This window comes from Microbispora sp. GKU 823, assembly GCF_002027145.1.
Lineage (GTDB): Bacteria > Actinomycetota > Actinomycetes > Streptosporangiales > Streptosporangiaceae > Microbispora > Microbispora siamensis.
The window spans coordinates 1-24,480 of sequence record NZ_MWJN01000129.1; the positions used below are offsets into that span (position 1 = coordinate 1).

Annotated in this window: 25 protein-coding genes and 1 pseudogene; 15 read left to right on the forward strand and 11 right to left on the reverse strand. The window is 70.4% G+C overall.

Going from position 1 to position 24,480, the window contains the following annotated elements; translation table 11 throughout:
- The 3 genes from B1L11_RS47535 to B1L11_RS39550 all read left to right on the forward strand — a co-directional run.
- The coding region (locus B1L11_RS47535) for an HNH endonuclease signature motif containing protein (protein ID WP_179155533.1) at positions 1–237 on the forward strand (237 nt) is incomplete at its 5' end.
- Between the two features lie 89 nt (positions 238–326).
- Complete coding sequence (locus B1L11_RS39545; protein WP_079320357.1) at positions 327–1,085, forward strand: glucose 1-dehydrogenase; 759 nt, start codon at positions 327–329, stop codon at positions 1,083–1,085.
- A 16-nt stretch (positions 1,086–1,101) separates the two neighbouring features.
- Positions 1,102–2,112: an LLM class flavin-dependent oxidoreductase gene (locus B1L11_RS39550; protein WP_079320358.1), complete on the forward strand. Its 1,011-nt coding sequence runs from the start codon at positions 1,102–1,104 to the stop codon at positions 2,110–2,112.
- A gap of 30 nt (positions 2,113–2,142) precedes the next feature.
- Here B1L11_RS39550 and B1L11_RS39555 read toward each other — a convergent pair whose 3' ends face one another.
- From B1L11_RS39555 to B1L11_RS39595, 9 genes are all read right to left on the reverse strand, one after another.
- Positions 2,143–2,529, reverse strand: coding sequence for an SCO5389 family protein (locus tag B1L11_RS39555; RefSeq protein ID WP_079320359.1), 387 nt, complete (start codon positions 2,527–2,529; stop codon positions 2,143–2,145).
- Positions 2,530–2,625: 96 nt separating this feature from the next.
- The gene (locus B1L11_RS39560) at positions 2,626–3,576 is read right to left on the reverse strand and encodes an ATP-binding protein (protein ID WP_079320360.1); all 951 of its coding nucleotides are present in this window, start codon (positions 3,574–3,576) and stop codon (positions 2,626–2,628) included.
- A 92-nt stretch (positions 3,577–3,668) separates the two neighbouring features.
- Positions 3,669–4,259: a hypothetical protein gene (locus B1L11_RS39565; RefSeq protein WP_079320361.1), complete on the reverse strand. Its 591-nt coding sequence runs from the start codon at positions 4,257–4,259 to the stop codon at positions 3,669–3,671.
- 27 nt (positions 4,260–4,286) lie between these two features.
- Positions 4,287–5,150: a serine/threonine-protein kinase gene (locus B1L11_RS39570; protein ID WP_079320362.1), complete on the reverse strand. Its 864-nt coding sequence runs from the start codon at positions 5,148–5,150 to the stop codon at positions 4,287–4,289.
- Positions 5,151–5,213: 63 nt separating this feature from the next.
- On the reverse strand, positions 5,214–5,606 hold the full coding sequence (locus tag B1L11_RS39575; protein WP_079320363.1) for an Rrf2 family transcriptional regulator: 393 nt from the start codon (positions 5,604–5,606) through the stop codon (positions 5,214–5,216).
- Between the two features lie 4 nt (positions 5,607–5,610).
- Positions 5,611–6,573, reverse strand: a complete 963-nt coding sequence (locus tag B1L11_RS39580) for a sulfate/molybdate ABC transporter ATP-binding protein (RefSeq protein ID WP_079320364.1) — start codon at positions 6,571–6,573, stop codon at positions 5,611–5,613.
- Entirely contained in the window at positions 6,563–7,360 is a 798-nt protein-coding gene (locus tag B1L11_RS39585; protein ID WP_079320365.1) for a sulfate ABC transporter permease, read from the reverse strand. Before B1L11_RS39585 ends, B1L11_RS39580 begins: the two co-directional genes overlap by 11 nt.
- Positions 7,353–8,165, reverse strand: a complete 813-nt coding sequence (gene cysT, locus B1L11_RS39590; RefSeq protein WP_079320366.1) for a sulfate ABC transporter permease subunit CysT — start codon at positions 8,163–8,165, stop codon at positions 7,353–7,355. The genes B1L11_RS39585 and cysT overlap by 8 nt, the downstream gene beginning before the upstream one ends.
- A 19-nt stretch (positions 8,166–8,184) precedes the next feature.
- Positions 8,185–9,204, reverse strand: a complete 1,020-nt coding sequence (locus tag B1L11_RS39595; RefSeq protein ID WP_079320367.1) for a sulfate ABC transporter substrate-binding protein — start codon at positions 9,202–9,204, stop codon at positions 8,185–8,187.
- A gap of 192 nt (positions 9,205–9,396) precedes the next feature.
- Between B1L11_RS39595 and B1L11_RS39600 the strand changes: the two genes are divergently transcribed.
- Positions 9,397–10,359, forward strand: coding sequence for a hypothetical protein (locus B1L11_RS39600; RefSeq protein ID WP_079320368.1), 963 nt, complete (start codon positions 9,397–9,399; stop codon positions 10,357–10,359).
- A 10-nt stretch (positions 10,360–10,369) separates the two neighbouring features.
- Here the strand turns inward: B1L11_RS39600 and B1L11_RS39605 are convergent, their stop codons facing one another.
- Together B1L11_RS39605 and B1L11_RS39610 are read right to left on the reverse strand one after the other, a co-directional pair.
- The gene (locus B1L11_RS39605) at positions 10,370–11,785 is read right to left on the reverse strand and encodes an LCP family protein (RefSeq protein ID WP_079320369.1); all 1,416 of its coding nucleotides are present in this window, start codon (positions 11,783–11,785) and stop codon (positions 10,370–10,372) included.
- Between the two features lie 128 nt (positions 11,786–11,913).
- A pseudogene (locus B1L11_RS39610) lies at positions 11,914–12,927 on the reverse strand (LacI family DNA-binding transcriptional regulator).
- 200 nt (positions 12,928–13,127) lie between these two features.
- Here B1L11_RS39610 and B1L11_RS39615 point away from each other — a divergent pair.
- From B1L11_RS39615 to B1L11_RS39655, 11 genes are all read left to right on the forward strand, one after another.
- Entirely contained in the window at positions 13,128–14,900 is a 1,773-nt protein-coding gene (locus tag B1L11_RS39615) for an ABC transporter substrate-binding protein (RefSeq protein WP_079320370.1), read from the forward strand.
- A 71-nt stretch (positions 14,901–14,971) separates the two neighbouring features.
- The gene (locus tag B1L11_RS39620) at positions 14,972–15,964 is read left to right on the forward strand and encodes an ABC transporter permease (RefSeq protein ID WP_079320371.1); all 993 of its coding nucleotides are present in this window, start codon (positions 14,972–14,974) and stop codon (positions 15,962–15,964) included.
- Entirely contained in the window at positions 15,961–16,845 is an 885-nt protein-coding gene (locus B1L11_RS39625; protein WP_079320372.1) for an ABC transporter permease, read from the forward strand. The genes B1L11_RS39620 and B1L11_RS39625 overlap by 4 nt, the downstream gene beginning before the upstream one ends.
- 1 nt (position 16,846) lies before the next feature.
- Positions 16,847–17,791, forward strand: a complete 945-nt coding sequence (locus B1L11_RS39630) for an ABC transporter ATP-binding protein (protein WP_079320373.1) — start codon at positions 16,847–16,849, stop codon at positions 17,789–17,791.
- Positions 17,792–18,709 carry an ABC transporter ATP-binding protein gene (locus B1L11_RS39635; protein WP_079320374.1) on the forward strand — a complete coding sequence of 306 codons (918 nt, stop codon included), beginning with the start codon at positions 17,792–17,794 and terminating at the stop codon, positions 18,707–18,709.
- A complete protein-coding gene (locus B1L11_RS39640) occupies positions 18,706–21,039 on the forward strand; it encodes a glycoside hydrolase family 2 protein (RefSeq protein WP_372974772.1) in 2,334 nt (777 codons plus the stop codon). Before B1L11_RS39635 ends, B1L11_RS39640 begins: the two co-directional genes overlap by 4 nt.
- 99 nt (positions 21,040–21,138) lie before the next feature.
- Positions 21,139–22,131: a mannose-6-phosphate isomerase, class I gene (gene manA, locus B1L11_RS39645; RefSeq protein WP_218671594.1), complete on the forward strand. Its 993-nt coding sequence runs from the start codon at positions 21,139–21,141 to the stop codon at positions 22,129–22,131.
- Positions 22,128–22,256, forward strand: a complete 129-nt coding sequence (locus B1L11_RS53125) for a hypothetical protein (RefSeq protein ID WP_256863282.1) — start codon at positions 22,128–22,130, stop codon at positions 22,254–22,256. The genes manA and B1L11_RS53125 overlap by 4 nt, the downstream gene beginning before the upstream one ends.
- A 97-nt stretch (positions 22,257–22,353) precedes the next feature.
- Complete coding sequence (locus B1L11_RS53130; RefSeq protein WP_256863283.1) at positions 22,354–22,533, forward strand: hypothetical protein; 180 nt, start codon at positions 22,354–22,356, stop codon at positions 22,531–22,533.
- Positions 22,530–23,408 carry a polysaccharide deacetylase family protein gene (locus B1L11_RS39650; protein ID WP_256863284.1) on the forward strand — a complete coding sequence of 293 codons (879 nt, stop codon included), beginning with the start codon at positions 22,530–22,532 and terminating at the stop codon, positions 23,406–23,408. Before B1L11_RS53130 ends, B1L11_RS39650 begins: the two co-directional genes overlap by 4 nt.
- A 39-nt stretch (positions 23,409–23,447) precedes the next feature.
- Positions 23,448–24,233 (forward strand): CPBP family intramembrane glutamic endopeptidase, encoded by a 786-nt coding sequence (locus B1L11_RS39655; RefSeq protein WP_079320375.1) that lies wholly within the window; start codon positions 23,448–23,450, stop codon positions 24,231–24,233.
- Positions 24,234–24,480: the final 247 nt, after the last annotated feature.

Consider the following 24,480-nt stretch of genomic DNA (forward strand, 5'->3'; position numbering starts at 1 on the left):
GCCACCTGCTGGATCGACGGCTGCCCCCTGCCCGCCACCATGTGCCAGATCGACCACGCCGACAACTGGAGCACCGGAGGCCTCACCGACCTGAAACTGCTCGGCCCCGCCTGCCAGTTCCACAACCGCGACCGCTACCGCCACCCCGACCGCTACACCCGCCGCAAGGAAGGCACCGACCGCTGGGCCTTCACCTACCACCCGACCCACATAAGAGCCCGGCGACTACGGATCTAGGCGGGCAGGTGCTCACGCGCCGCACGACCGGGGTGCAGGATGACTCGGAGTACGTTGCTGTGATCGAATCGGCGTGAGGAGGCTGGCGGATGTCACGGTTCATCGGGAAGTTCGCGGTGGTCACCGGCGCGGCGCGGGGGATCGGTGCGGCGATCGCACGCCGGCTGGCCGCGGAGGGCGCGGCGGTGGCCTGCGTGGACCTCACCCCGGACGGATGCGCCTCGATCGTGGACGAGATCACCGTCACCGGGGGCAGGGCGGTCGCGTTCGGGTGTGACGTCTCGGACGGCGCTCAGGTCGAGGCGCTGGTGTCGGGGGTGATGGCCGAGTTCGGGCGGATCGACGTGCTCGTGAACAACGCCGGGCTGACCCGCGACAACCTGCTGTTCCGTATGTCGGAGGAAGACTGGGACAAGGTCGTCGACGTGAACCTCAAGAGCGTCTTCCTCATGAGCCGGGCCGTGCAGAAGCACATGGTGGAGCAGCGGTCGGGAGCGATCGTCAACCTGTCGAGCCGGTCGGCGCTGGGAAACCGGGGGCAGGCCAACTACTCGGCGGCCAAGGCGGGCATCCAGGGGCTCACCGCGACCATGGCGATCGAGTTGGGCCCGTACGGCATCCGGGTGAACGCGGTCGCGCCCGGGTACGTCGCGACGCCGATGACCGAGGCGACGGCCGTGCGGCTGGGGGTGACCCCGGAGGAGCATCAGGCCGCCATGGCGCAGGCCGTGCCGTTGCGACGGGTCGGCCAGCCGACTGAGATCGCGTCGGTGGTGGCGTTCTTCGCCTCCGACGACGCGTCGTACGTCACCGGCCAGACGCTCTACGTCAACGGCGGCCCTCGGTAGGGGCGCGGCCGCGAGCATGAGGATCGGGGTCTTCCTCGTCGCGGCGGGCTTCCCGGGCATGGCGCCCGGGGACGTGCTGCGCGGCACGGTGGAGGCGATCGAGGCCGCCGAGCGGGCCGGGTTCGACGACGCCTGGATCGCCGAGCACCACTTCATGTCGTACGGCGTCTGCCCGTCGGCGGTGACACTGGCGGCCGTGGCGCTGGGCCGGACCTCGCGGATCACGGTGGGGACGGCGGTCAGCGTGCTGTCCGCCCAGCATCCCGTCGCGCTGGCGGAGCAGGCGGCGATCCTCCACCACGTGTCGGACGGCAGGTTCCGGCTCGGTGTGGGGCGTGGGGGCCCGTGGCTGGAACTGGAGGTCTTCGGCACCGGGACGGCGAGGTTCGAGCGGGGTTTCCCCGAATCGCTCGACCTGTTGTGCGCGGCACTGGCCGGTGAGACGGACGGCGGCTCGGTGGCGGCGGACGGCGAGTTCTTCCGCTTCCGGGAGGTCACGATGGTCCCGCAGGCCCGGATGTCGCCCGTCGTCGCCTGCACGTCGGCCGGCACGGTCCGGCTCGCCGCCGAACGGGCGCTGCCCATGCTCCTCGGCATGCACATCGGCGACGACGAGAAGGCGGAGATGATCGCCGCCTACGAGACGTACGCGACAGGCCCGGCGGCGCACATCGGCGCCGCGCTCGGTCACGTGGCGGACACCACCGAGCAGGCCGTACAGGAGATGCGGGAGTCGCTGCCGCACTGGCTCGGGCCGGGACTGGCGGGGTACGTCCCGGTGGACGGCCGGCCGCCGCCCCGGCGAGACATTCCGGAGTACGTGGACCTGCTGTGCCGGATCCACCCGGTGGGATCGGCGGAGCACTGCGTGGAGAAGATCGTTACCACGGCGGCGCGAACCGGGTTGCGGCACCTCATCCTGATGGTCGAGGGCGCCGGAGACCGCGGGCGGACGCTGGAGAACATCGCCCGCCTCGGCGCGGAGGTGCTCCCGGCCGTGAGACGGCGAGGGCCGGGGGCGGCGTGAACCGGAGCGCCGCCCCGGCCGAACGTCAGGTCAGCAGTCGACCAGTTCCGGGCTCTGGTTCAGGATCTGTGCCCGGGGCGTGACGAACTCCCGGTAGGCCTCGGTGGCCTCCGGGCGGAACACCGCGACGCGGTGGCAGTTCTGGAAGGCCAGCCGTACGCCGAAGTGCCTTTCGAGGGCGCCGCGCATCGCGTCGCTGGCCAGGCAGCGCAGCAACTGACCCCGGGCGGCCTCGTCCGGCGGCGGCACCTGGTTGTCGGCGAAGTCGGCGCCGGACCGGTCCCGCCGCTCGACCAGCGCGGTGATCGTCGCCCAGGCGTACGGAAGCGAGTCGCGGACACAGGCGACGAAGGCCGCGTCGTCCACCTCGCCGGCGCGGGCCTGGTCGAGCAGGTCGTTGGACACGGACAGCGACATGAGCTGTTCTCCTCTCAGCGTCTGCTCAGAGAGCGGGGACGCAGTTGACGGTAGATCGAACGCGGCGGGTATCCATGTGGCGCGGAGGCGACACGTTCATTGGGCGGCGACGGCCGGGCCGTACACGAAGCCGGGGTCGATCTGCGCGGTCAGGTCCTGTCCCGTCGCCCGGTCGGCCCACGCGCGGGCGTTCCTGATGTGGAACTCGGCCGCCTGCCTGCCGAACTTCGGCCAGTCCTTGGGCTGCGCGTCGAGCCGGTCGAGCATGGTGGCGAGGGCCAGGTGGCCGGCGGGCTCCAGGTCGTCGAGCGTGAACGGCCGGCCCTGCTCCATGCCGCGGATGGCGGGGGAGTGGCCGAACCAGGTCAGCAGGTCGTCGCCGACGTGCTCGCGGAGGAAGTCGACGTCCTCCGGCGAGTGGACCTTGTTGCCCACGACGGCGATCTCGACGTCGAACCCGGCGGCGTGGTCGCGGTACTGCCGGTAGACGCTCACGCCCTGACGGGTCGGCTCGGCGACCAGGAAGGTGAGGTCGAAGCGGGTGAACAACCCGGAGGCGAAGGAGTCCGCCCCTGCGGTCATGTCCACCACGACGTACTCGCCGGGGCCGTCGACCAGATGGTTGAGATAGAGCTCCACCGCGCCGAGCTTGGAGTGGTAGCAGGCGACGCCGAGGTCGTCCTCCTCGAACGGGCCGGTGACCATGAGCGAGACGCCCTCGACGGAGCACGACGGGAAGAACGGGTCGTCCAGCCGGATCAGCCGTGAGCCGCGCCCGGGCGGGGTCGTCTTGACCATGGACGCCGCGTCGCGGATCAGCGGATTGTCGCCGCGCAGATAGTCCTTGATCTCGGTCAGCATCGCGCCCAGCGGTGGGGGGTGCTCGGCCGCGTCCGCATCCGCTGTCAGGCCCAGTGCCAGGCCGAGGTGCTGGTTGATGTCGGCGTCGATGGCGACGACCGGCCCCCTCCGTGTCGCGTACCTCGCGAACAGCGACGACAGCGTGGTCTTGCCGCTTCCGCCCTTGCCGACGAACGCCACGCGCATGAAGGCCCCCCAACCGAAACGATGAAATGAAAACCGTTGTCACTTTCACTCGTGCGCCATCATGGCACACACGAGGAGAGCGCGGGTGGATTTCAGGCCGCGGAAGGCGTCGGAACGAGCGAGGGCGGCTGGAAGAGCGCGAGCACCCTGACGAGCGTGGGCCGCAGGGCGTCCCAGTCGGCGGCGGGGGTGGTCCAGGTGAGCACGCTCGTCGTCGTGCCCGTGGAGATCACCCGGCGGTACTGGTGATACTCCACTCCCTTGGTCAGGTGGTCCCGCGCCGACGCCTTGCGCGGGGTCCAGGTGAACTCCCAGTCGGCGGAAGGACCGTGCTCGCCGGTCACGGCCCTGAGCCGGAGCTTGCGATAGGTCGTGGCGGACGGACGGAGAATCTCCTCCGCCTCGCCGAGCGCCGCCAGGGGATCGGTGCCGCGCTGCGCGGTCACCTCGACCGTGAACGCCGCCCCGCCGTCCCGCGAGCGCCACGAGGTCGAGTAGGGCCTCTCCTCGCGGATCCAGCCGCGGGGCACACCGGCCCGCCAGCCGGCGTCGGAGGTGTGCCACTTCAGCTTCAACCGCCCCGTGGGGGGCGACACAACGGCCGACGGGGAGATCGGGGCCGATGGCGTGACGGAGACGACCGCCCGGGCGCCGGCCCGGCTCTCGCCGCCGGGCCGCAGCACCGCCCAACCCCCCCACAGCACAAGCGATCAGCACGGCCGCCGCCACCCCGATGAAGAGACGAGTGCGGCCGGGGCCCCGGCGTACGGGCTGAGGCGGGGCGGGCGGCTCGATCTCGGCGAGCAGGCGGTCGGCGGTCTCCGCGTCGATCCGCCGCCTGGGCTCCCGGGCCAGCAGCCCGGTGAGCACCCCGCGCAGTTCCCCGGGAACCTCCTCCGGCGGCCCCTGGCCCGTGGGCGGCCTGCCGGTGACGGCCAGGTGGAGGGTGGCGCCCAGCGACCAGAGGTCGGCGGCGACCGTGCGCGGCCCGCCGGCGGCCGTTCCGGGGCGAGGTACGTCTCGGTGCCACGGCCGGCGGAAGGGCTGCTCGGTACAGGATCGCGGGCGAACGCCGGATCGGTGGCCAGCATCGACACGCCGAAGTCGGCGAGCAGCACCCGCCCGTCGTGCGCGAGGAGCACGTTGGTGGGCCGGACGTCGCCGTGCCGTACGCCGGCGGCGTGGGCGTGCGTGAGCGCGGACAGCACCGTGCGGGCGACCCGCGCGGCCTCGGCCGGGGGCAGCGGCCCGTCGCCGGAGACCACCCCGTCGAGCGAGCGCGAGGGGACCAGTTCCGTCACGACGTACGGGGTGTCGCCCTCCTCGGCGACGTCGTAGACGGCGGCGATGTGGGGGTGGCGCAGCCGCTCGGCCTGGCGGGCCTCACGGGAGACGCGCTGGACGAGCCGCAGCCGCGCGGTCTCGCCCAGGTCCGGGGGCAGCAGGACCTCGCGGATCGCGACGGGCCGGTCGAGCAGCGTGTCGCGGCCCTCCCACACCAGTCCGGTGCGGCCGTGGCCGAGGGCGCGGACCAGCTGGTATCGCCTGACGATGAGCTGCCCAGCAGTACCCATCCCGCCTGCCTCTACGCCACGGCACGTTCCACCTGAATGTGGAGTCTTGCACAAGTACCGGGATCAGAGGGGCGGAAGTGAACCGGTCGCGATGTGGGCGAGCGTGACCTCGGTGAGCGTCGCCTGCTCGTGGTCGCGCAGCGCCGTCCAGACGTCCCCAAGGGGCTCGGCGACCCCGTGGAAACCCTCGCTGTCCTGGGGCGCCCCCTCCATGATGAGGACCACGTCGGCGAGTGTGATCTGCTCGGCGGGCCGCGCGAGCCAGTAGCCGCCCTCGGGTCCGCGCTGGCTGTGGATGAGGCCGGCCCGCCGCATCTGCAGCAGGATGTTGTCGAGGAACCGCCGGGGAATGCGCTGGGCGGCCGCGATCCGCTCGGCCGGGACCGGCCCCGGCGCCGCCGCGGCGAGTTCGGCGGCGGCGCGCAGGGCGTACTGGGTCCGTACGGAAAGCCGCATCTTCTTACACTGCAAGTGCCAGAGATCGGGCGCCCGGTGCGGGCCTGACGTGTACGGTGTCGCCCGGCCCGAGCCCGAGCCGGTCGGCCTGCTCCCGCGTCACCTGGACCCACGCCTCGTGCCCGCCGATCTCCACCTCCACGCGCACCTCGAAACCGAGCCGTACGACGCGGGAGATCACGGCGGGCGAGCCGCCCTCGACGGGGTCCGGGCTGATCTCGACGTCGTGCGGGCGGACCAGGCTGCCGCCGATCTCGGTGACCGGGCCCAGGAAGCGCATCACGAACGGGTTGGCCGGGTTGTCGTACACCTCGCCGGGGCTGCCGGCCTGCACGACCTCGCCCCCGGCCAGCACCACGATCGTGTCGGCGACCTCGATCGCCTCCTCCTGGTCGTGGGTGACGAACACGGTGGTGACGTGGACCTCGTCGTGCAGCCGGCGCAGCCACGTCCGCAGTTCCTTGCGCACCTGCGCGTCGAGGGCGCCGAACGGCTCGTCGAGCAGCAGCACCTGAGGCTCCACCGCGAGGGCCCGGGCCAGGGCCATGCGCTGGCGCTGGCCGCCCGACAGCTGGGACGGGTAGCGGTCGGCCAGTTTCTCCAGGTGGACCAGCTCCAGCAGTTCCATGACCCGTTTGCGGATCTCGTCCTTGGGCCGCTTGCGGATCTCCAGCCCGAAGGCCACGTTGCGGAAGACCGAGAGGTGCTTGAAGGCGGCGTAGTGCTGGAACACGAAGCCGACGTTGCGCCGCTGCGGGGACAGCCGGGTGGCGTCGACGCCGGAGATCCGGACCGTGCCGGTGTCGGGCCGCTCCAGCCCGGCGATCACCCGCAGCAACGTCGACTTCCCCCCGCCGCTCGGGCCGAGCAGGGCGGTGAGCGACCCCGCGGCGACGTCCAGCGACACGTCGTGCAGGACGGGGGTCGTCCCGAACGACTTGTTCACGTCGCGTACCTCAATTGCCATCGATGCGATCCTTCGGGCGCAGGAGCTTGGTGAGCAGCAGGGTGACCACGGCGATCAGGGCGAGGGCCGTGGCGGCGGCGAACGCGGCCGGCTGGTCGAAGTTCTGGAACCGCTCCTCGACGAACAGCGTCAGCGTCTGAGTCTGGTCCACGAGGCGGCCGGAGACCACCGCGACCGCGCCGTACTCGCCGAGCGAACGGGCCAGGCAGAGCACGACGCCGTAGCCGAGGGCCCAGCGGATGCCGGGGAGCGTGATGCGGACGAACGTCTGGAGCCGGCTCGCGCCCAGCGTGTGCGCGGCCTGTTCCTGCTCGTCGCCGAGCTCCTCCAGGACCGGTACGACGGCTCGCACGACGAGCGGCAGCGACACGAACACCGTGGCCAGCACCATGCCGGGGGTGGAGAAGATCACCTGGATTCCCCAGCTCTCCAGCAGGCCGCCGAAGGGGGAGAACCGGCCGTACACGAGGATGAGCGCGAGCCCCACGACGACCGGCGAGACGGCCATCGGCAGGTCGATGAACGCCCCCAGCAGCCGTTTGCCGGGGAACTCGTGGCGGACGAGCAGGAGCGCGGCGCCGACCCCGAAGACCGTGTTGGCGAGGACCGCCCAGCCGGCGACCGTCAGCGTGACCTTGAAGGCGTGCAGGGCCGACGGGGAGGTCAGGGCCTCGGTGAACGGCCCGAGCCCGTCTCCGAAGGTCCGCCAGATGATCAGCCCCACGGGCAGCACCAGCAGGAACAGGACGTAGACGACGGCGACCACGCGCAGGACGTGCTTAGCCACGGCGGCTCCCCCAGCGCTGCAGGACGTCGAGCGTGATCAGCGCGACCAGGGCCACCACGAGCAGGACCGTCGAGATCGCGGCCGCGCCGGTGGTGTTGTCTCCCTCGATCTGGCTGAAGATGTTCACCGCCGCGACCTGCGTCTTGAACGGCAGGTTGCCCGAGATGAGCACGGTCGAGCCGAACTCGGCGATCGCCCGGGTGAAGGCGAGGGCGGTGCCGGACAGCATCGCGGGGATCAGGTTCGGCAGGATGACCCGGCGGAAGGTCTGGAACGGGCTCGCGCCGAGGGAGGCCGCCGCCTGCTCCATCTCCGTGTCGAGTTCCAGCAGAACCGGCTGCACCGTACGGACGACGAACGGCAGCGTGACGAACAGCAGCGCCAGCACGACTCCGGCCCTGCTGTAGGCCAGGTTGACCCCGAGCGGGGACTGCGGGCCGTACAACGCGAGCAGGACGAGACCGGCGACGATGGTCGGCAGCGCGAACGGCAGGTCGATGATCGTGTCGAGCACGCCCCGGCCGGGGAAGCGGTCGCGGACCAGCACCCAGGCGATGATCGTGCCCACGACCAGGTTGACCAGGGCGACGAGCGCCGAGGCGCCGACGGTCAGGGTGAGCGCCGCCCAGGCGTCGGGGGTGGTGACCGAGCGCCAGAAGTACCCGGGCCCCTCGTCGGCCGAGCGCCAGACGACGGCGGCCAGCGGGATCAGCACGATCAGGCTCAGGTACAGCACCGCGGTGCCGAGGCCGGCGGCGGTGCCGCCGGCCACGCGCGAGGAGGGGCGTACGGTGATCGCGGTCACTTCCGCGTCACTTCCCTCGTCACTTCTCGGTAGCCACGCCGAGCTTGCGTTCGATCTCCGCGACCTTGCCGGTCTTCGAGTCGAAGAAGTCGGTCGTGATCTTGTCCCAGCCGCCCAGGTCCTGGATCGTGAACAGCTGCGGCGGGGCGGGCCAGTTGAAGCCGGTCACGCCGTCGATGGATGGGCGGTAGCCGTTCTTGGCGAAGATCGTCTGAGCCTCTACGGAGTAGAGGTACTTCAGGAAGGCCGCGGCCTCCTTGGGGTGGGCGCTGTTCTTCGTCACGGCCACCGGGTTCTCGATGAGGAGCGTCGAGTCCGGGACCGTGTAGTCGATCTCCTGGTTGTTCTGCTGCGCGAAGATCGCCTCATTCTCGTACGTGAGGATCGCGTCGCCCTTGCCGCCGGTGAAGGTCTGCAGCGACTTGCGGCCGCTGTCGTCCTGGACCGGAACGTTCTTGAGCAGCGCGTCCAGGTAGGCGAGCCCCGCGGCCTGGTCGGCGCCCTTGTTCGACTTGGCGCCGTAGCCCGCGAGCAGGTTCCAGCGGGCGCCGCCGGAGGTGAACGGGTTCGGCGTGATGACCTCGACTCCGGGCTTGACGAGGTCGTCCCAGGTCTTGATGCCCTTCGGGTTGCCCTTGCGGGTGCCGATGACGACGACGGACTTGGTGAGGATCCCCTTGGTCGGACCGGAGTTCCAGTCCGGCGCGACGATGCCGGCCTTCACGAGCCGGGTGATGTCGGTCTCCAGGGAGAACTCGACGATGTCCGCCTTGAGCCCGTTCGCCACGGCGCGGCTCTGGTCGCCGGACGCGCCGAACGACTGGGTGAAGGTGATGTTCTTGCCCTCGGGCGTCTTCTGGAACGCCTTGATGATGTCCTCGAACGCCGCCTGTGGGGTGGAGTAGGCGACCAGCGCCAACTGGACCTTGCCTCCGCCGCCGTCGCCCCCGCCGGCGTTGTCGTCTCCCCCGCAGGCGGTGACCAGGGTGGTCGTCGCCATGACGGCGGCTGCGATGGCCCCGAGCCTGCGCACTCTCATGCCTGTCCTCTATTCCGAGAGATTCCTACCAAGTCAGTCGGTTTAGTCGATATTAAAGACCGTTCCAGGAATCCCGTCAACCCCGATGGGTTTTTGCGATTGTTGTGAAATTTCCAGACAGGACGTGTCGATCGGTGCTAGGAACGTTCGCTATTGGGACACGACCCAAAAGCTCACTGAGGAAGGACCTTCATGCGCGACCCGGTCACCGAGGACGCCTACGAGCAGGACGATTCGTTCATCCGGCCGTACATCGCCGGCGAAGGCCAGTACGGCGGGGAGGGAGACCGGTTCTGGTCCGAAGAGCAGGACGACCGGGCTCTCGGCGAGAGGCCTGACGACGAGGGCGACGTGCTGTCGGAGGGCTGGCGGCCGGACCAGCCCGCGCAGACCCCCGCCGACCACGCCGACCAGGATGACTACGCCGCCGGACGCACCGTCCGGCACCGCTCGGAAGATCTGGCGAGGGACGAGGACCTGGCGGGCGACGAGTACCTGGCGGGCGACGGCGACACCGATCCGCGCGGTTTCCTCGGCTCTGGCTGGCGCAGCGCCCCCGATCCCGACGAGGACGAGGACGAGGGTCCGCGGCGCGGCGGGATGCTGCTGCGGACCGGTCTGATCGCCGTCGGTGTCCTGGGCGCGATCTGGGCGCTGGCGCTGTGGGTCGGGCAGCCCTCCGGAGCGGAGTGCGATGGCGGGGCAGGCTGCGCCGCCGGGACGGCCGCGACGGCGCCGGTCTCCCCGGCCCCCAGCGACGCCGCCCCCACCGACGCCGCGCCCACCGAGGCCGCGCCGAGCGACGCGCCGGGTGACACTCCCACTGACGCCCCGAGGGCCGAGCCCACACGGACCCGGCCCGGCACGTCCGGGACCTCGGCGCCGGCCGCGTCGTCCGCGCCCACACACACGCCCCGGTCTCGCGCGCAGGACCCCGGCTCCCGGACCCCCGCCTCCCCGCACCCGTCGCGAGTGTCGATCGACTCGAAGGAGCAGTCGTCCGCCGACGAGCACGCCGACGAGCAGGCCGGCGGAACGACCTCGGGAACCGGCACGGCGTCCGAGGAGCAGTCGGCCCCGGCTACGACCGCGGCGCCCGCCCCCACCCAGGAGGCGCCTCACCACGGCGGCGGCCTGTTCGGCTGGCTCTTCTAGTGCTCAGGGCTCAGGAAGCCGTGCAGCTGTCCTGAGTGGCGTCGAAGCCCTCCACGTCGTCGAGCGTCTTGGGGGGCTTCATCCCCTGCCAGTCGGCCCCGATCCCCAGCACGAGGGTCTGTGTGGTGGCCGTGCGCACCAGGCGGGGGCGCGACTTCTTGAGCTCGCGGAACAGCCGGGACGCCCGGCTCTCGCCGTTCTCCGAGTACGCCACGACGGTCTTGGCGTACGGCTTGGGCGCCTGCTCGACCTTGACGATGTGGTAGCCGCGCTGCTCCAGTTCGGCGGCCACCTGGGTGCCGAGCCCCTGCTGCCCGCTGCCGTTGCGGACCAGGATGTGGATCTGCGACTTGGGGATCTTCTGCTCGCCGCTCTTGACGTTCTTGGCGATCTGGTCGGCGGCGACCATCCTGAACAGCCGCCGGGCCTGGGGCTGCACCCACTCGACCCGGCCGGGGTTGGTGACCGAGTAGCGCCAGGGGGTGGTGACGAAGCGGATCTGCCCGGCGGTCAGGCCCTGCGCGCTGGTCGCGAGCTCCTTCATCACGCCGATCGTGAGGTCGGGGTCGGTGGTGATCGACTTGGTCACCGCGTCGAGGAACCCGAACAGCGTCGCGGGGTTGGTCAGCGTCTCGCCGCTCATGGCCTTCTTGGCCATCGAGGCGAGGAACATCTGCTGGCGCTGGATCCGGCCGATGTCGGAGCCGTCGCCGAGCGAGTAGCGGGCGCGGACGTATCCGAGCGCCTGCTCGCCCTTGAGGGTCTGCTTGCCCGCGGGCAGGTCGAGCAGCGCCTTCTTGTCGTGGACGGCCTGCGGCAGGCAGACCTGCACGCCGCCCAGCGCGTTCACCATCGCCTTGAAGCCGGTGAAGTCGACCTTCACGAAGTGGTCGATGTGGATGTCGGTGAGTCCCTCGATCGTCTTCCAGGTGCAGCCGATGCCGCCGGAGTTGAACGACTCGTTGATCATCCCGACGTGCGGCCGCTGGCCCGGCAGGTTGCCCTTGGCCGGGCAGGCGGGGAGGGCGACGAGTGAGTCGCGCGGGAAGCTGATGAGGACCGCGCCGTCCCGGTTCGGGGAGATGTGCGCCACGATGATCGTGTCGGTGCGCTCGCCGGGGAACTTGCCGTACTTGGCGTTGGCGCCGTTGCGCTGGTCCGAGCCCACGATCAGCACGTTGAGCGCCTTGCTGATCTTCTGTGGCCGCGCCTCGCCCCCGAGATCCTTCTGGGTCACCGCCTCGTGCTTGACGTTGCCGGTCAGCTTGACGTAACCGCCGACGGCGAACGTGGCGGCACCCGTGAGCACGCCCAGCGCTCCCGACAGCGTGACCCACAGCCATGCCCGCCACCTGGGCGGCGTCCGGGGCGGCGGCGCCGGGAGGTCCTCCGCCGGGGGCGCGGGACGGACGTCGACGTGACCCACTGTCGTGCTCCTGAGGGTCGGACCAGGCGTTTCTCACCAGGTCGAAAAGCCAGTAGCGGCAAACGGGGCCAAGTGTAGCGATCTCTCCTGAACGTCACCTTTCAAACGCTGTAACCGTCCTGCAAGATCTACGCGGGCGGCGCCGTGCTGCCGCGGGTGGTCAGGCGCGGGGCCTCGTCCTCCAGCGGCCTGGCCTCCACGCCGTCGATCAGCGCGAGCAGCCGCTGCGCCGCGTGCGCGCCGTACGCGGGGATGTCGCGGGTGAGCACGGTCAGCGGCGGGCGGACGACCTGGCAGAGCGGGGAGTCGTCCCAGGCGACGACGGACAGGTCGCCGGCACGTCGAGCCGCATCTCCTGGGCGACCGACAGGCCGGCCACGGCCATGATGTCGTTGTCGAAGACGATCGCCGTGGGCCGCTCGGGCGAGCTGAGCAGCCGCCGCGTGGCCCGCGCGCCCTCCTCGCCGGTGTAGTCGGTGTGCACGATCGGGCAGGCGTCCAGCCCGAGACCCGCGCAGACGTCGCCGAACGCGCGGTCGCGGATCGCCGTGTGCGACAGCTGGGGCAGCCCGGCGACGCGGGCGATCCGCCGGTGCCCGAGCGCGACGAGATACTCCACCGTCTCGCGTACGGCCGCGCTGTCGTCGGCCCAGACCGGCACGAGCGATCCGGCGGCCGAGGGGTGCCCGAGGACGACGACGGGCATGCCCAGCTCCTCCACCTGCGGCACCCGGGGGTCGTCGAGGTGGAGGTCGACGAGGATCGCGCCGTCCACCCGGCCCTCCCCCCCACCAGCGGCGGTAGACGCCCATCTCGGCCTCGTGGTCGCCGACCACTTGGAGCAGCAGCGCGTACGAGCGGGCGGACAGCTCCGCCTCGATGCCGCTGATCAGCTCCATGAAGAACGGCTCGACGCCCAGGAACCGGGCGGGCCGGCACAGGGCGAGGCCCACGGCGTGCGCGCGGGCGCCGTTGAGCGCCCTGGCGGCGATGTTCGGGCGCCAGCCGATCTCGTTCGCGATGGCCAGGATGCGGGCCCTGGTGGCTTCTGACACGCCCGGCTGGCCGTTCAGGGCGTACGAGACCGCGCCCTTGGAGACCCCCGCCTGGCGTGCGATGTCCGCGATGGTCGGTCTTCTCACGTGTCCCCTCGGCTGAACCGGTCCAGTGACCCTCACCCTACTACCGTTACTTTGCCTACATCTTCCCCTATTGACACCGGCGACATCCCGATTTTACGGTCTTGGTACTTATCCGGTTCAGCAGTAGCGAGCCGAGCATCATCGGGGCCTGGCAGGAGTGCGGACCCCGCGCGGTGTCGCGTGGGGGGAGGAGAGTCACCATGCGAAACCGAACGCGGTTTCTTATACCGGTGCTGGCGGCCGGCCTGTTAAGCGCGGCCTGTTCGGGAGGCGGGGGTTCGTCCACGCCGACCGGTCCGGCGGGCGGCGCGGCGGGAGGCGGTGCGGCCGCGCCTGCGGGCGGCAGCGGCGGGGCCTTCCCCCGCAACGAGACCCTCTACACCAGCGGCACCCAGTGGGGACCACCCGCGAACTGGAACCCGCTGCGCGAGTGGGACTTCGCCACCGGCACCAAGGGCCTCGTCTACGAGACGCTGTTCATGTACGACCCGAACACCGACAAGTTCACGCCGTGGCTGGCCGAGAGCGGCGACTGGACCGGTGACCTGGAGTACACGCTCAAGCTGCGCAAGGGCATCACCTGGTCGGACGGCAAGCCGTTCACCGCCGACGACGTGATCTTCACGTTCGAGCTCGGCAAGATGGAGACCGTCCCCTACCACCCGCTCTGGGACTGGATGAAGAGCGCGGAGAAGGTCGACGACTACACGGTCAAGTTCACCTTCACCACGGCCAACTACCAGGAGTGGGCCAACCACCTCTACAGCCGGGCCATCGTCCCCAAGCACCTGTGGGAGGGACGGTCCGAGGACGAGGTGATGAACGGGGTCAACGAGAAGCCCGTCGGCACCGGCCCGTACGCCTACCAGTCGCACGACCAGGACCGCATGGTCTGGGTCAAGCGCGACGGCTGGTGGGCCACCAAGGCCCTCGGCAAGGACGTGAAGCCCAAGTACATCGTCGACATCGTCAACTCCAGCAACGAGGTCGCGATGGGCCTGCTGCTGCAGAAGGGCCTCGACCTCAGCACCAACTTCCTGCCGGGCATCGCCAACCTGGTCAAGGGCAGCTTCGGCATCGAGACCTACTACGACCAGCCGCCGTACATGCTGTCGGCGAACACGGCGTGGCTGTGGCTCAACACGACGAAGAAGCCGATGGACGACAAGGAGTTCCGCAAGGCGGTCGCCTACTCCATCGACACCAAGAAGATCGTCGAGGGTGTCTACGGCAACCTGGTCAAGGCGTCCGACCCGACCGGCCTGCTGCCGCAGTGGGACAAGTACGTCGACAAGAACGTCACCTCCACGCTCGGCTTCTCCTACAACCCGGACAAGGCCAAGCAGTTGCTCGCCGACGCCGGCTACAAGGACCGCAACGGCGACGGGCTGGTCGAGTCGCCGAGCGGCGGCAAGATCTCGCTCAAGCTGATCGTGCCCGCCGGCTGGACCGACTGGATGGAGGCGGCCCGGGTCATCAGCTCCAGCGCCAAGGCCGTCGGCATCGACATCGAGGCCGACTTCCCCGACTACAACGCGCTTGTCGACGTCCGCAACTCCGGCAAGTACGACATGGTCATCAACAACGACAAGCAGCTCGCGAACACCCCCTGGCTGTACTACGACTACCTGTTCCGCCTGCCGGTGCAGAAGCTGCAGACCACGACGAACTTCGGCCGGTACGAGAACAAGCGGGCGTGGGAGCTCACGCAGCAGCTCGACCAGGTCAAGCCCGAGGACGTCGAGGGCATGAAGAAGATCACCTCGCAGCTGCAGAAGATCCAGCTCGAGGACATGCCGGTCATCCCGCTCTGGTACAACGGCCTGTGGTCCCAGACCACCAACTCGGTCTGGAAGAACTGGCCCAGCAGTGCGCCGAACACGCCGAAGTACCCGCCCACGGTGTGGCGCAACTGGCTGGAGATGGGCGGCACGCTCATGCTCACCGAACTCCAGCCGGCCTCCGGAGGCTGATCTTCTCGCGCCCCCCTTCCGCCGTCCTGCGTACGGGAGGGGGGCGCCGTTCCGCGACCGGGAGGTCGATCTTGCGCCGCTATTTCGGCAGAAAGCTTCTCATCTACGGCCTGACGTTCTTCGTGGCCGTGACCATCAACTGGATGATCCCGCGGTTCATGCCGGGCGACCCCGTGCAGAGCATGCTCTCGCGGGCCAACGTCGCGCAGCCGGCGGCCGTCGAGGCCATGCGGGCGCACTACACCGCGATGTTCGGCTTCGACCTGCCGCTGTGGCAGCAGTACCTCAACTTCTGGGGCTCGCTGCTGAAGGGCGACCTCGGCATCAGCATCTGGCTGTTTCCGACGCCGGTGTCCGACGTGATCATCCGGGCGGTTCCGTACACGCTGGGCCTGCTGATCCCGTCCATCCTGCTGAGCTGGTTCGCCGGCAACCGGTTCGGCGCCTTCGCCGCGCGGCGCAAGTGGCTCGACAACAGCGTGCTCCCCGTCGGCTACGTGCTGACCGCCACGCCGTACATGTGGCTGGCGATCCTGCTGGCCTGGGCGCTCGGCATCGTCGCGGGCGTCTTCCCGGTCGCCGGGGCCTACGGCTTCGACCTGCAGCCGTCCCTGTCGTGGGATTTCCTCGGCAGCCTCGCCCAGCACTGGTTCCTGCCGTTCGCCTCGCTGTTCCTGGTCGCGTTCGGCGGCTGGGCCATCGGCATGCGCAACATGATCATCTACGAGCTGGAGGCGGACTACGTCAACTACCTGCGGGCGCTCGGCGCGCCGATGCGGCTGGTGCGGCGTTACGCCTTCAGGAACGCGATCCTGCCGCAGGTGACTGGCCTGGCCCTGCAACTCGGCGTGCTCGTGGCCGGCGCGCTGGTCACCGAAATCGTCTTCAGCTATCCCGGGCTGGGGCACCTGATCCTCCAGGCCATCCAGAACCAGGACTTCTTCCTGCTGCAGGGCACCTTCCTGTTCATCGTCATCGGCGTGCTGATCGCCAACTTCGTCATCGACATCGCGTACGTCCTGGTGGACCCGCGCACCAGGACCGGGATGGGAGGAGCGGCGTGAGCGAGGTCCTGCCCCAGCCGCAGCCACAGCCGCCCACCGCGCGGCGCGAGGCGCTGCACTTCGCGCTGCGCAACCGCAAGCTGGTCGTCGGCACGGTCATCGTCGCAGTGTTCCTCGTGGCCGGCCTGGCCGGGCCGCTGCTGTTCGACCACGGGCCGAACGACTACGTCGGGCCGCCGATGGCGCCGCCGTCCGGGGAGTTCTGGTTCGGCACCACGACGTTCGGCCAGGACGTCTTCGCCCAGTTCGTGTACGGCCTGCGCTCGACGTTCCTCGTGGGCGTGCTCGGCGGCGTGCTGGCGGCGATCGTCGGCATGGTCGTGGGGTTCGTCGCGGGCTACCGCGGCGGGTGGGTCGACGAACTGCTCAACATGCTCACCAACATCGTGCTCGTGCTGCCCGCGCTGGTGGTGCTGTTGATCATCAACGCCTACCTGGGTGTGCGGAGCATCGGCGTGCAGGCGCTGTTCATCGGGCTGACCTCGTGGCCGTGGGCCGCGCGGGCGATCAGGGCGCAGACGTTCTCGCTGCGCTCGCGCGACTTCGTCGACCTCGCCCGGCTGAGCGGCGTACGCACCCCGAAGATCATTCTTCGGGAGATCGCGCCGAACATGAGCTCGTACCTGTTCCTCACGTTCATCCTGCTGTTCGGCAGCGCGATCCTGATCGCCGCCTCGCTCGACTTCATCGGCCTCGGACCCACCGAGGGGGTCTCCCTCGGACTGATGCTCAACAACGCCGCGAGGTGGAGCGCGCTCCAGCTCGGCCTGTGGTGGTGGTTCATCCCGCCGGGCGCCGGCATCACGGCGATCGTCGGCGCGCTCTACGTCATGAACGTCGGGCTGGACGAGGTGTTCAACCCGAAGCTGAGGGAGATGTGACGTGGCGCTGAATGTCACCGACCTCCGGGTCTACTACCGGACGCTGCGCGGCGAGGTGAAGGCGCTCGACGGCGTCACGTTCTCCGTCGCGGACGGCGAGATCATGGGCCTGGCCGGGGAGTCCGGCTCGGGCAAGTCCACGCTCGCCAAGAGCCTGATCCGGCTGGACGGCCGCATGCGGCACGTCGGCGGCACGGTGGAGCTGGACGGGAAGACGATGCCCCTGGCGGACGACACCGGGATGGACCGGTTCCGCTTCCGCGAGGTGTCGCTCATCCCGCAGTACTCCATGAGTGCGCTCAACCCGACCAGGAAGATCGGCAAGATGGTCGGCGAGCTGCTGGACTCGCGCGGCGAGCGGCTGGAGAGGGCCGAGCTGGAGCGGCGGCTCGAGCTGGTGGGCCTGTCGAAGGACGTGCTCGACCGCTACCCGATCGAGCTGTCCGGCGGCATGAAGCAGCGGGTGGTCATGGTCATCTCCACGCTGCTGAACCCCTCGCTGCTGATCGCCGACGAGGTCACGTCCGCGCTCGACGTGTCGAGCCAGAAGGCCGTGGCCACGACGCTGCTCGGGTTCCGCGACCGCGGCCTGGTCACGAGCATGATGGTGGTCACCCACGACATCTCGCTCGTCTACCAGATCGCCGACACGATCATGGTGATGTACGCCGGGCGGCTGGCCGAGAAGGCCCCGGCCGAGGTGCTCGTCACCGCCCCGAGGCATCCGTACACCAAGCAGCTCATCTCCGCGCTGCCCGAGGTGGGGGTGCGCTACGAGGACCGCCGGCTGACGGGGATCCCCGGCAACCCGCCGTCCCTGCTCAAGCCGCCCGGGGGATGCCGGTTCAGGGACCGCTGCCCGCTCGCGTTCGACCAGTGCGCCGAGCAGCCGCCGTTCGCCGAGGTGGCCCCCGGCCACTTCGTCGCCTGCTGGAAGGCCGAGTGAATGCTGAAACTCGATAGCGTCTCCAAGGTCTACCGCGTCGGCGCGTTCGGCGGGCGCGAGCTGAAGGCCGTCTCCGACGTCAGCTTCGAGGTCGGCGAGGGGGAGGTGGTCTCGCTCATCGGCGAGAGCGGCAGCGGCAAGAGCACGCTCGGCCGGATGATCCTGCGGCTCGCCTCGATCAGCGGCGGCCGGATAACCCTGGACGGCAGGGACATCACCTCGATCAAGGACCGCAAGGAGTACTACCGGCAGGTGCAGGGCGTCTTCCAGGACCCCTTCAGCTGCTACAACCCCGTCTTCCGGGCCGACCGCGTGTTCGCGATGATCAAGGAGCAGTACTTCCCCCAGGCCGGCGCGGACGAGTGGCGAAAGCGCGTGGAGGGCGCGCTGGAGAGCGTGCGGCTCGACCCCGGCAACGTCCTCGGCAAGTATCCCCACCAGCTCAGCGGCGGCCAGCTCCAGCGCATGCTGATCGCCAGGGCCGTGCTCCTCGACATCCGGCTGCTGGTCGCCGACGAGATCATCAGCATGCTCGACGCGTCCACCCGCATCGACGTGCTCAACCTGCTCGCCGACCTGCGGGCGCGCGGCCTCGGCATCCTGTTCGTCACGCACGACCTGTCGCTCGGCAACTACGTCAGCGACAGGACCGTGGTGCTGCGCCACGGGAAGATCGTGGAAATGGGCCGGACGGACCTCGTCTTCGGCAACCCGGCGCATCCCTACACACGCTCGCTGCTTGCCTCGGTCCCCCGGCTGCACGCCAAGTGGACGGACGCCGTGCCCGAGGACGTGCCCTGCGCCTTCCACGAGGCGCCGCAGGAGAGCCGGACCCGCCCCGGGCTGGCCGAGGTGGAAGGCGACCACTTCGTGGCGTGCGCCGGTTGCGGGGCATCGAAGATTAAGGAGAACGCGTGAGCTCGTACCGTCCCCTGCACGACGGGTGGACCGTCACCGCCGTGTCGTCGACCGGGCAGCTCCGGCCGGTGGTCGCGGGCCTGCCCGCGGCCGTTCCCGGTTGCGTCCACACCGACCTCCTCGCCGCCGGGCTGATCGAGGACCCGTACCTGGACGACAACGAGGACCGGCTGACCTGGATCGGGCGTACGGCGTGGTCGTACGAGACCGTCTTCACCTGGGACGGGACCGACGACGACCGGGCGGACCTCGTCTGCGAGGGACTGGACACGGCCGCCACGCTCGTGCTCAACGGCGTCGAGATCGGCACGACGGCCAACATGCACCGGTCGTACCGCTTCCCGGTGCGGCACCTGCTGCACGCGGGCGAGAACACGCTCAAGATCCTGTTCGACCCGCCGTACGGGTACGCGGAGGCGCAGAAGGCGGCCCTCGGCGACCGCCCCGGCGCGTACGCCGAGCCCTACCAGTTCATCAGGAAGATGGCCTGCAACTTCGGCTGGGACTGGGGGCCGACGGTGGTCACCGCCGGGATCTGGCGGCCGATCGGCATCGAGACCTGGAGCACCGCCCGGATCGCCGAGGTGCGGCCCTTCGCCTCTGCGGACGGGACCGTCGAGGTGCACGTGGCGGTCGAGCGGGCCACCGAGCGGCCGCTCACGCTCACGGCCTCGGTGGGGGGCGTGACCGAGACGGTGACCGTCGCGGCCGGGCAGCGCCGGGCCGTCGTCACGCTGACCGTGCCGGACGCCGAGCTGTGGTGGCCGCGCGGGTACGGCGAGCAGCCGCTGTACGATCTGACGGTCCGGCTCGAAGATCAGGAGTGGGCCGGCCGGATCGGCTTCCGCTCGGTCGAGCTGGACCGGACCGACGACGCCTTCACGTTCGTCATCAACGGCAGGCCGGTCTTCGTCAAGGGCTTCAACTGGATCCCCGACGACTGCTTCCCCAGCCGCATCACCCGGGAGCGGCTGGCCGAGCGGTTCGCCCAGGCGGCCGCCACGGGCGCCAACTGCCTGCGGGTGTGGGGCGGCGGCAGGTACGAGAGCGAGGACTTCTACGACCTCGCCGACGAGATGGGCCTGCTCGTCTGGCAGGACTTCCCGTTCGCCTGCGCGGCCTACCCGGAGGAGGGCCGGTTCACCGCGGAGGTCGAGGCCGAGGCCCGCGAGCACGTCGCCCGCCTGGCCCGCCACGCCAGCCTCGTCCTGTGGTGCGGCAACAACGAGAACATCGAGGGCCACGCCGACTGGGGCTGGCAGGACACGCTGGAGGGCCGCAGCTGGGGCGGCGGCTTCTACTACGACCTGCTGCCCCGGGTCGTCGCCGAACTCGACCCGACCCGGCCGTACTGGCCGGGCAGCCCCTACTCCGGCGCTCCCGACCTGCCGCCGAACGACCCGGCCAAGGGCACGATCCACATCTGGACGGTCTGGAACCACCAGGACTACACCCACTACGCGACCTACACGCCGAGGTTCGTGGCCGAGTTCGGCTTCCAGGGCCCGCCGACGTACGCGACGCTGCGCGCCGCGGTCTCCGACGACCCGCTGACGCCGGTCTCCCCGGGGGTGACCCACCACCAGAAGGCGATCGACGGCAACCTCAAGCTGCTGCGCGGGCTCGGCGAGCACCTGCCCCGGCCGGACGGGTTCGACGACTGGCACTACTACACCCAGGTCAACCAGGCCAGGGCGATGGCCTTCGGCATCGAGCGGTTCCGGGCGCTCGCGCCCTACTGCATGGGCACGATCGTGTGGCAGCTCAACGACTGCTGGCCGGTCACCTCCTGGGCCGCGGTGGACGGCGGCGGGCGGCGCAAGCCGCTGTGGTACGCGCTGCGCCGGGCGTACGCCGACCGGCTGCTGACCTTCCAGGGCGACCAGGGTGACACGGTGGCGGTCGTGAACGACACCGACGAGCCGTGGTCGGGCGAGCTCGCCGTCGACCGGCTCAGCCTGTCGGGGGGAGATCCTGGCCAAGGAGCGCTTCGACGTGTCGGTCCCGGCGCGCGGCACGGCGTCCGTGGAGCTGCCCGAGGGAGTGGCGCGGACCGGGAACCCGGCGGGCGAGGTGCTGGTGGCCGCCCTCGGCGACGCACGCGCGCTGCGGTTCCCGCGCGAGGACCCGGCCATGGACTACCCGCCGGCGGAGCTGGACACGGTGGTCGAGGAGATCGAGGGCGGGCTGCGGGTGCGGGTGACCGCGCGGACGATCGTGCGCGAGCTGGCGATCTTCCCCGACCGCCTCGACCCCCGCGCGACCGTGGACGACCAGCTCGTCACGCTGCTGCCGGGGGAGACCGCGGTCTTCCACGTCACGGGGGGTGAGGTGGATCCCGGCGCGCTCGTCCGTCACCCGGTGCTCCGATGCGTCAACGAACCCCGTTAGTCTCGGATCGCCCCCGCCTGACCGCCCGAAGGACGCCTGTGGACCTGCTCACCAATGTCATCAAGGACTACCCCTGGGGCTCCCGGACGGCCATCGCCGAGCTGACCGGGCGGCCCGCCTCCGGGCCGGAGGCCGAGATGTGGCTGGGCGCTCACCCGGCCGCGTCCTCCCGGCTGACCAGGGACGGGGCCGAGACCACGCTCGCCGACGCGGTCGCGGCCGACCCGGTGGGGACCCTCGGTGAGGCGGTCGCCCGCCGGTTCGGGGAGCGGCTGCCGTACCTGATGAAGCTGATCGCGGTCGACGCGCCGCTGTCGCTGCAGGTCCATCCCGACGCCGCGCAGGCCGCCGACGGCCACGCCCGGGGGGACGCGAACTACACCGACCCCTGGCACAAGCCGGAGCTGGTCTGCGCGCTCACGCCGTTCACCGGGCTGGCCGGGTTCCGGCCGCCCGAGCAGGCGGCGATGCTGGTCGAGCGGCTGCACGTGAACGCGCTGCGGCCGGTGGTCGAGGCGCTGCGCGACGGCGACGTGCTCGGCGCGCTGCGGGTGCTGCTGGAGTGGCCCCAATCCGGGGGCACGTCCCGGAGGGAGCTGGTCGAGTCGATGGTGTGGGCGGCCTCGGCCTGCCACACGCCCGACTACGCGCTCGTGGTGCGGCTGGCCAGGCGATACCCGGAGGACCCGGCCGTGCTGGCGCCGCTGCTGATGCGCCGCCACACGCTCGCCCCCGGCGAGGCGCTGTTCCTCGGGGCCGGAGTGCTGCACTGCTACCTCGACGGCTTCGCCGTGGAGATCATGGCCTGCTCCGACAACGTGCTCCGGGCGGGCCTGACCGGCAAGCACGTCGACGTGGAGGAACTGCTGCGGATCACCGACGCCGCGGCGCAGCCCCTGCCGGTGGAGCCGGTCGGCGGCGCGTACGTCGCCGCGTCCCGGAGTTCCTGCTCCGCAGGATCGCGCCCGGCGCGGGCGAAACGCTCCCGGGAGGTCTGCCGAGGATCGTGCTGTGCACCGAGGGTGTCGTGAACGTGGACACGGCCGGTTCTGAGGTCAAGCTGCGGCCCGGTGAGTCGGTGTTCGCCGCCGCCTCGGAGGGCTCCGTCGAGATCGGCGGGGACGGCGTCGCCTTCTGCGCCGAGCCTCACCTGTGACTCACTTAGCGTGAAGTTTGTCCTACTCCCCGTGATGTGACCCTGCCCCGCGGGTAGGAGCCCCTCATCGTCAAGCGCGGCCCGATGAGGGGGATCCATGGGGCGCATCAGGGTTGCCGGCATCGCCGCGGCGTCGTTGGGCGCGGTCGCGCTCTCCGCCTGCGCCGCCGGTGGGGGCAAGCACATCACGCACGCGAGCCCGGCCGGTCACCAGCAGCACAACGCGGCGGCCGGGCGGCGCTGCGCAAGTCCGAGACGGCCGCCGCCGCCCAGGTGAAGGCCAACGAGCTGGGGCAGGTGCCGGTGATCATGTATCACCGGATCGTCAAGAATCCGCCGCCGGGCGACGACCGCAGCCCGAAGGACTTCCGCGACGAGCTGGAGCGGCTCGCGGCGGAGGACTACGTGCCGGTCACCGCGGCCGAGTACGTCACCGGAAAGATCGACATTCCGGCGGGCAAGCACCCGGTGGTGCTGACCTTCGACGACTCCTCGCCCTCCCAGCTCACACTCGACGGCATGGGCAATCCGGCGCCGGACTGCGCGATCGGCATCCTGATGGACGTCGCGAAGAAACACCCGGGCTTCCGGCCGGTGGCGACCATGTACGTGATCAAGGACCTGTTCGGCAAGGCCCGCCAGGAGGAGCAGATCCAGGTCCTGCAGTGGCTCAAGGACCACAACTTCGACATCGGCAACCACACCCGCGACCACCTCAACCTGCTCGGCAAGCCGAAGGAGCAGGTGGAGAACCAGATCGCGGCCGGGCAGACGCTGATCACCTCGCTGATCAAGACGCCGCCGGTCACGCTCGCCCTGCCGTACGGCAACCAGCCGCACGAGAAGAAGTGGGCGCTGCAGGGGGCGTCCGGCGGCACCCGCTACGACTACAAGGGCGTGTTCCTCGCGGGCTACACGCCGGCGCCGTCGCCGTACACCAAGGACTTCGACCCCGTCGGAATTCCGCGGATCAGGTCGAAGGAGAAGGTCGGCGACTGCAAGAAGTTCTGCTCGATGGCGTGGCTCGACTGGCTCAAGGCCAACCCGACGGACCGCTACACCTCGGACGGCAACCCCAACACGGTCGCCTTCCCGAAGTTCAAGGCGGCCTTCGTCGCACCGTCGTTCACGTCCCGTGCGCTGCCGTACTGACGGGACGGATGACCGTGCGGGGGCGGCTACCCTGCCAGCATGGACGACGCCACCGCCGACGCCGCCGCCCTGCGGGGTCTCACGCCGAGGCTGATCGGCCCGGAGATCATCGCGGTCTTCGCGGTCTCGCTCGGCGCCAGCGCCCTGCTGTCGCTCATCCGCCTCATCGGCGCTCTGACCGCGCCGAAGGACCTGGGCGACCAGCACGCGGTGCTCGTCGGCTCGCTGGCCCCCGGGCGCCCGTGGCTGGATCTCTCGCTGCACCTGGCGGGGATCGCGGTGAACGTGGCGCCGGTGGGGCTCGTCGCCTACCTGCTGGCCCGATCGGGCGAGTCCATGCGTACGATCGGGGCCGACTGGCGGGAACCGGGGCGCGACACCCTGCGCGGCGCCGTGCTCGCGGCGGTGATCGGCGGCAGCGGACTGGTGTTCTACCTGTTCGCCTTCCGGTCCGGGTTCAACCTGAACGTCGTGCCCGACAGCCTGCCGGACTTCTGGTGGCGAATCCCGGTCCTGGTCGCCGAGGCCGCCCAGAACGGCGTGCTGGAGGAGGTGCTGGTCGCCGGTTATCTGCTGCACCGGCTGCGGCAGCGCGGCTGGTCGCCGTGGCACGCGGTGGGGGTGTCGGCCGTCCTGCGCGGCTCCTACCACCTCTACCAGGGCTTCGGCGGTTTCCTCGGCAACATCGCGATGGGCCTGGTCTTCGGCCGGCTCTACCAGCGCTGGGGACGGACCATGCCGCTGATCGTCGCGCACACGCTGATCGACGTGGTCGCCTTCGTCGGGTACGGCGTGCTGCGCGGCCGCGTCTCCTGGCTGCCCTGATGCTGCCCTGATCTCCTGTCTAATCGGGCGGAATGCGTTCTCTCCGGCGCGCCTGATTGATTTGGGCCCGATCCCGGTGCATCGTTGACGGGCCGCCGCACGTCTGGATCCCCCCGGGCAAACCCGGCCTGTCCTGGCCGATTTTCATTCGGGGAATTCCATGAGGCGTTTATCGACACGCATTCCATATCCGGCGCCCCGGCGGGACCTGCTCCCACGACCCGGTACGCCCGGGAGCGCGCCGTAC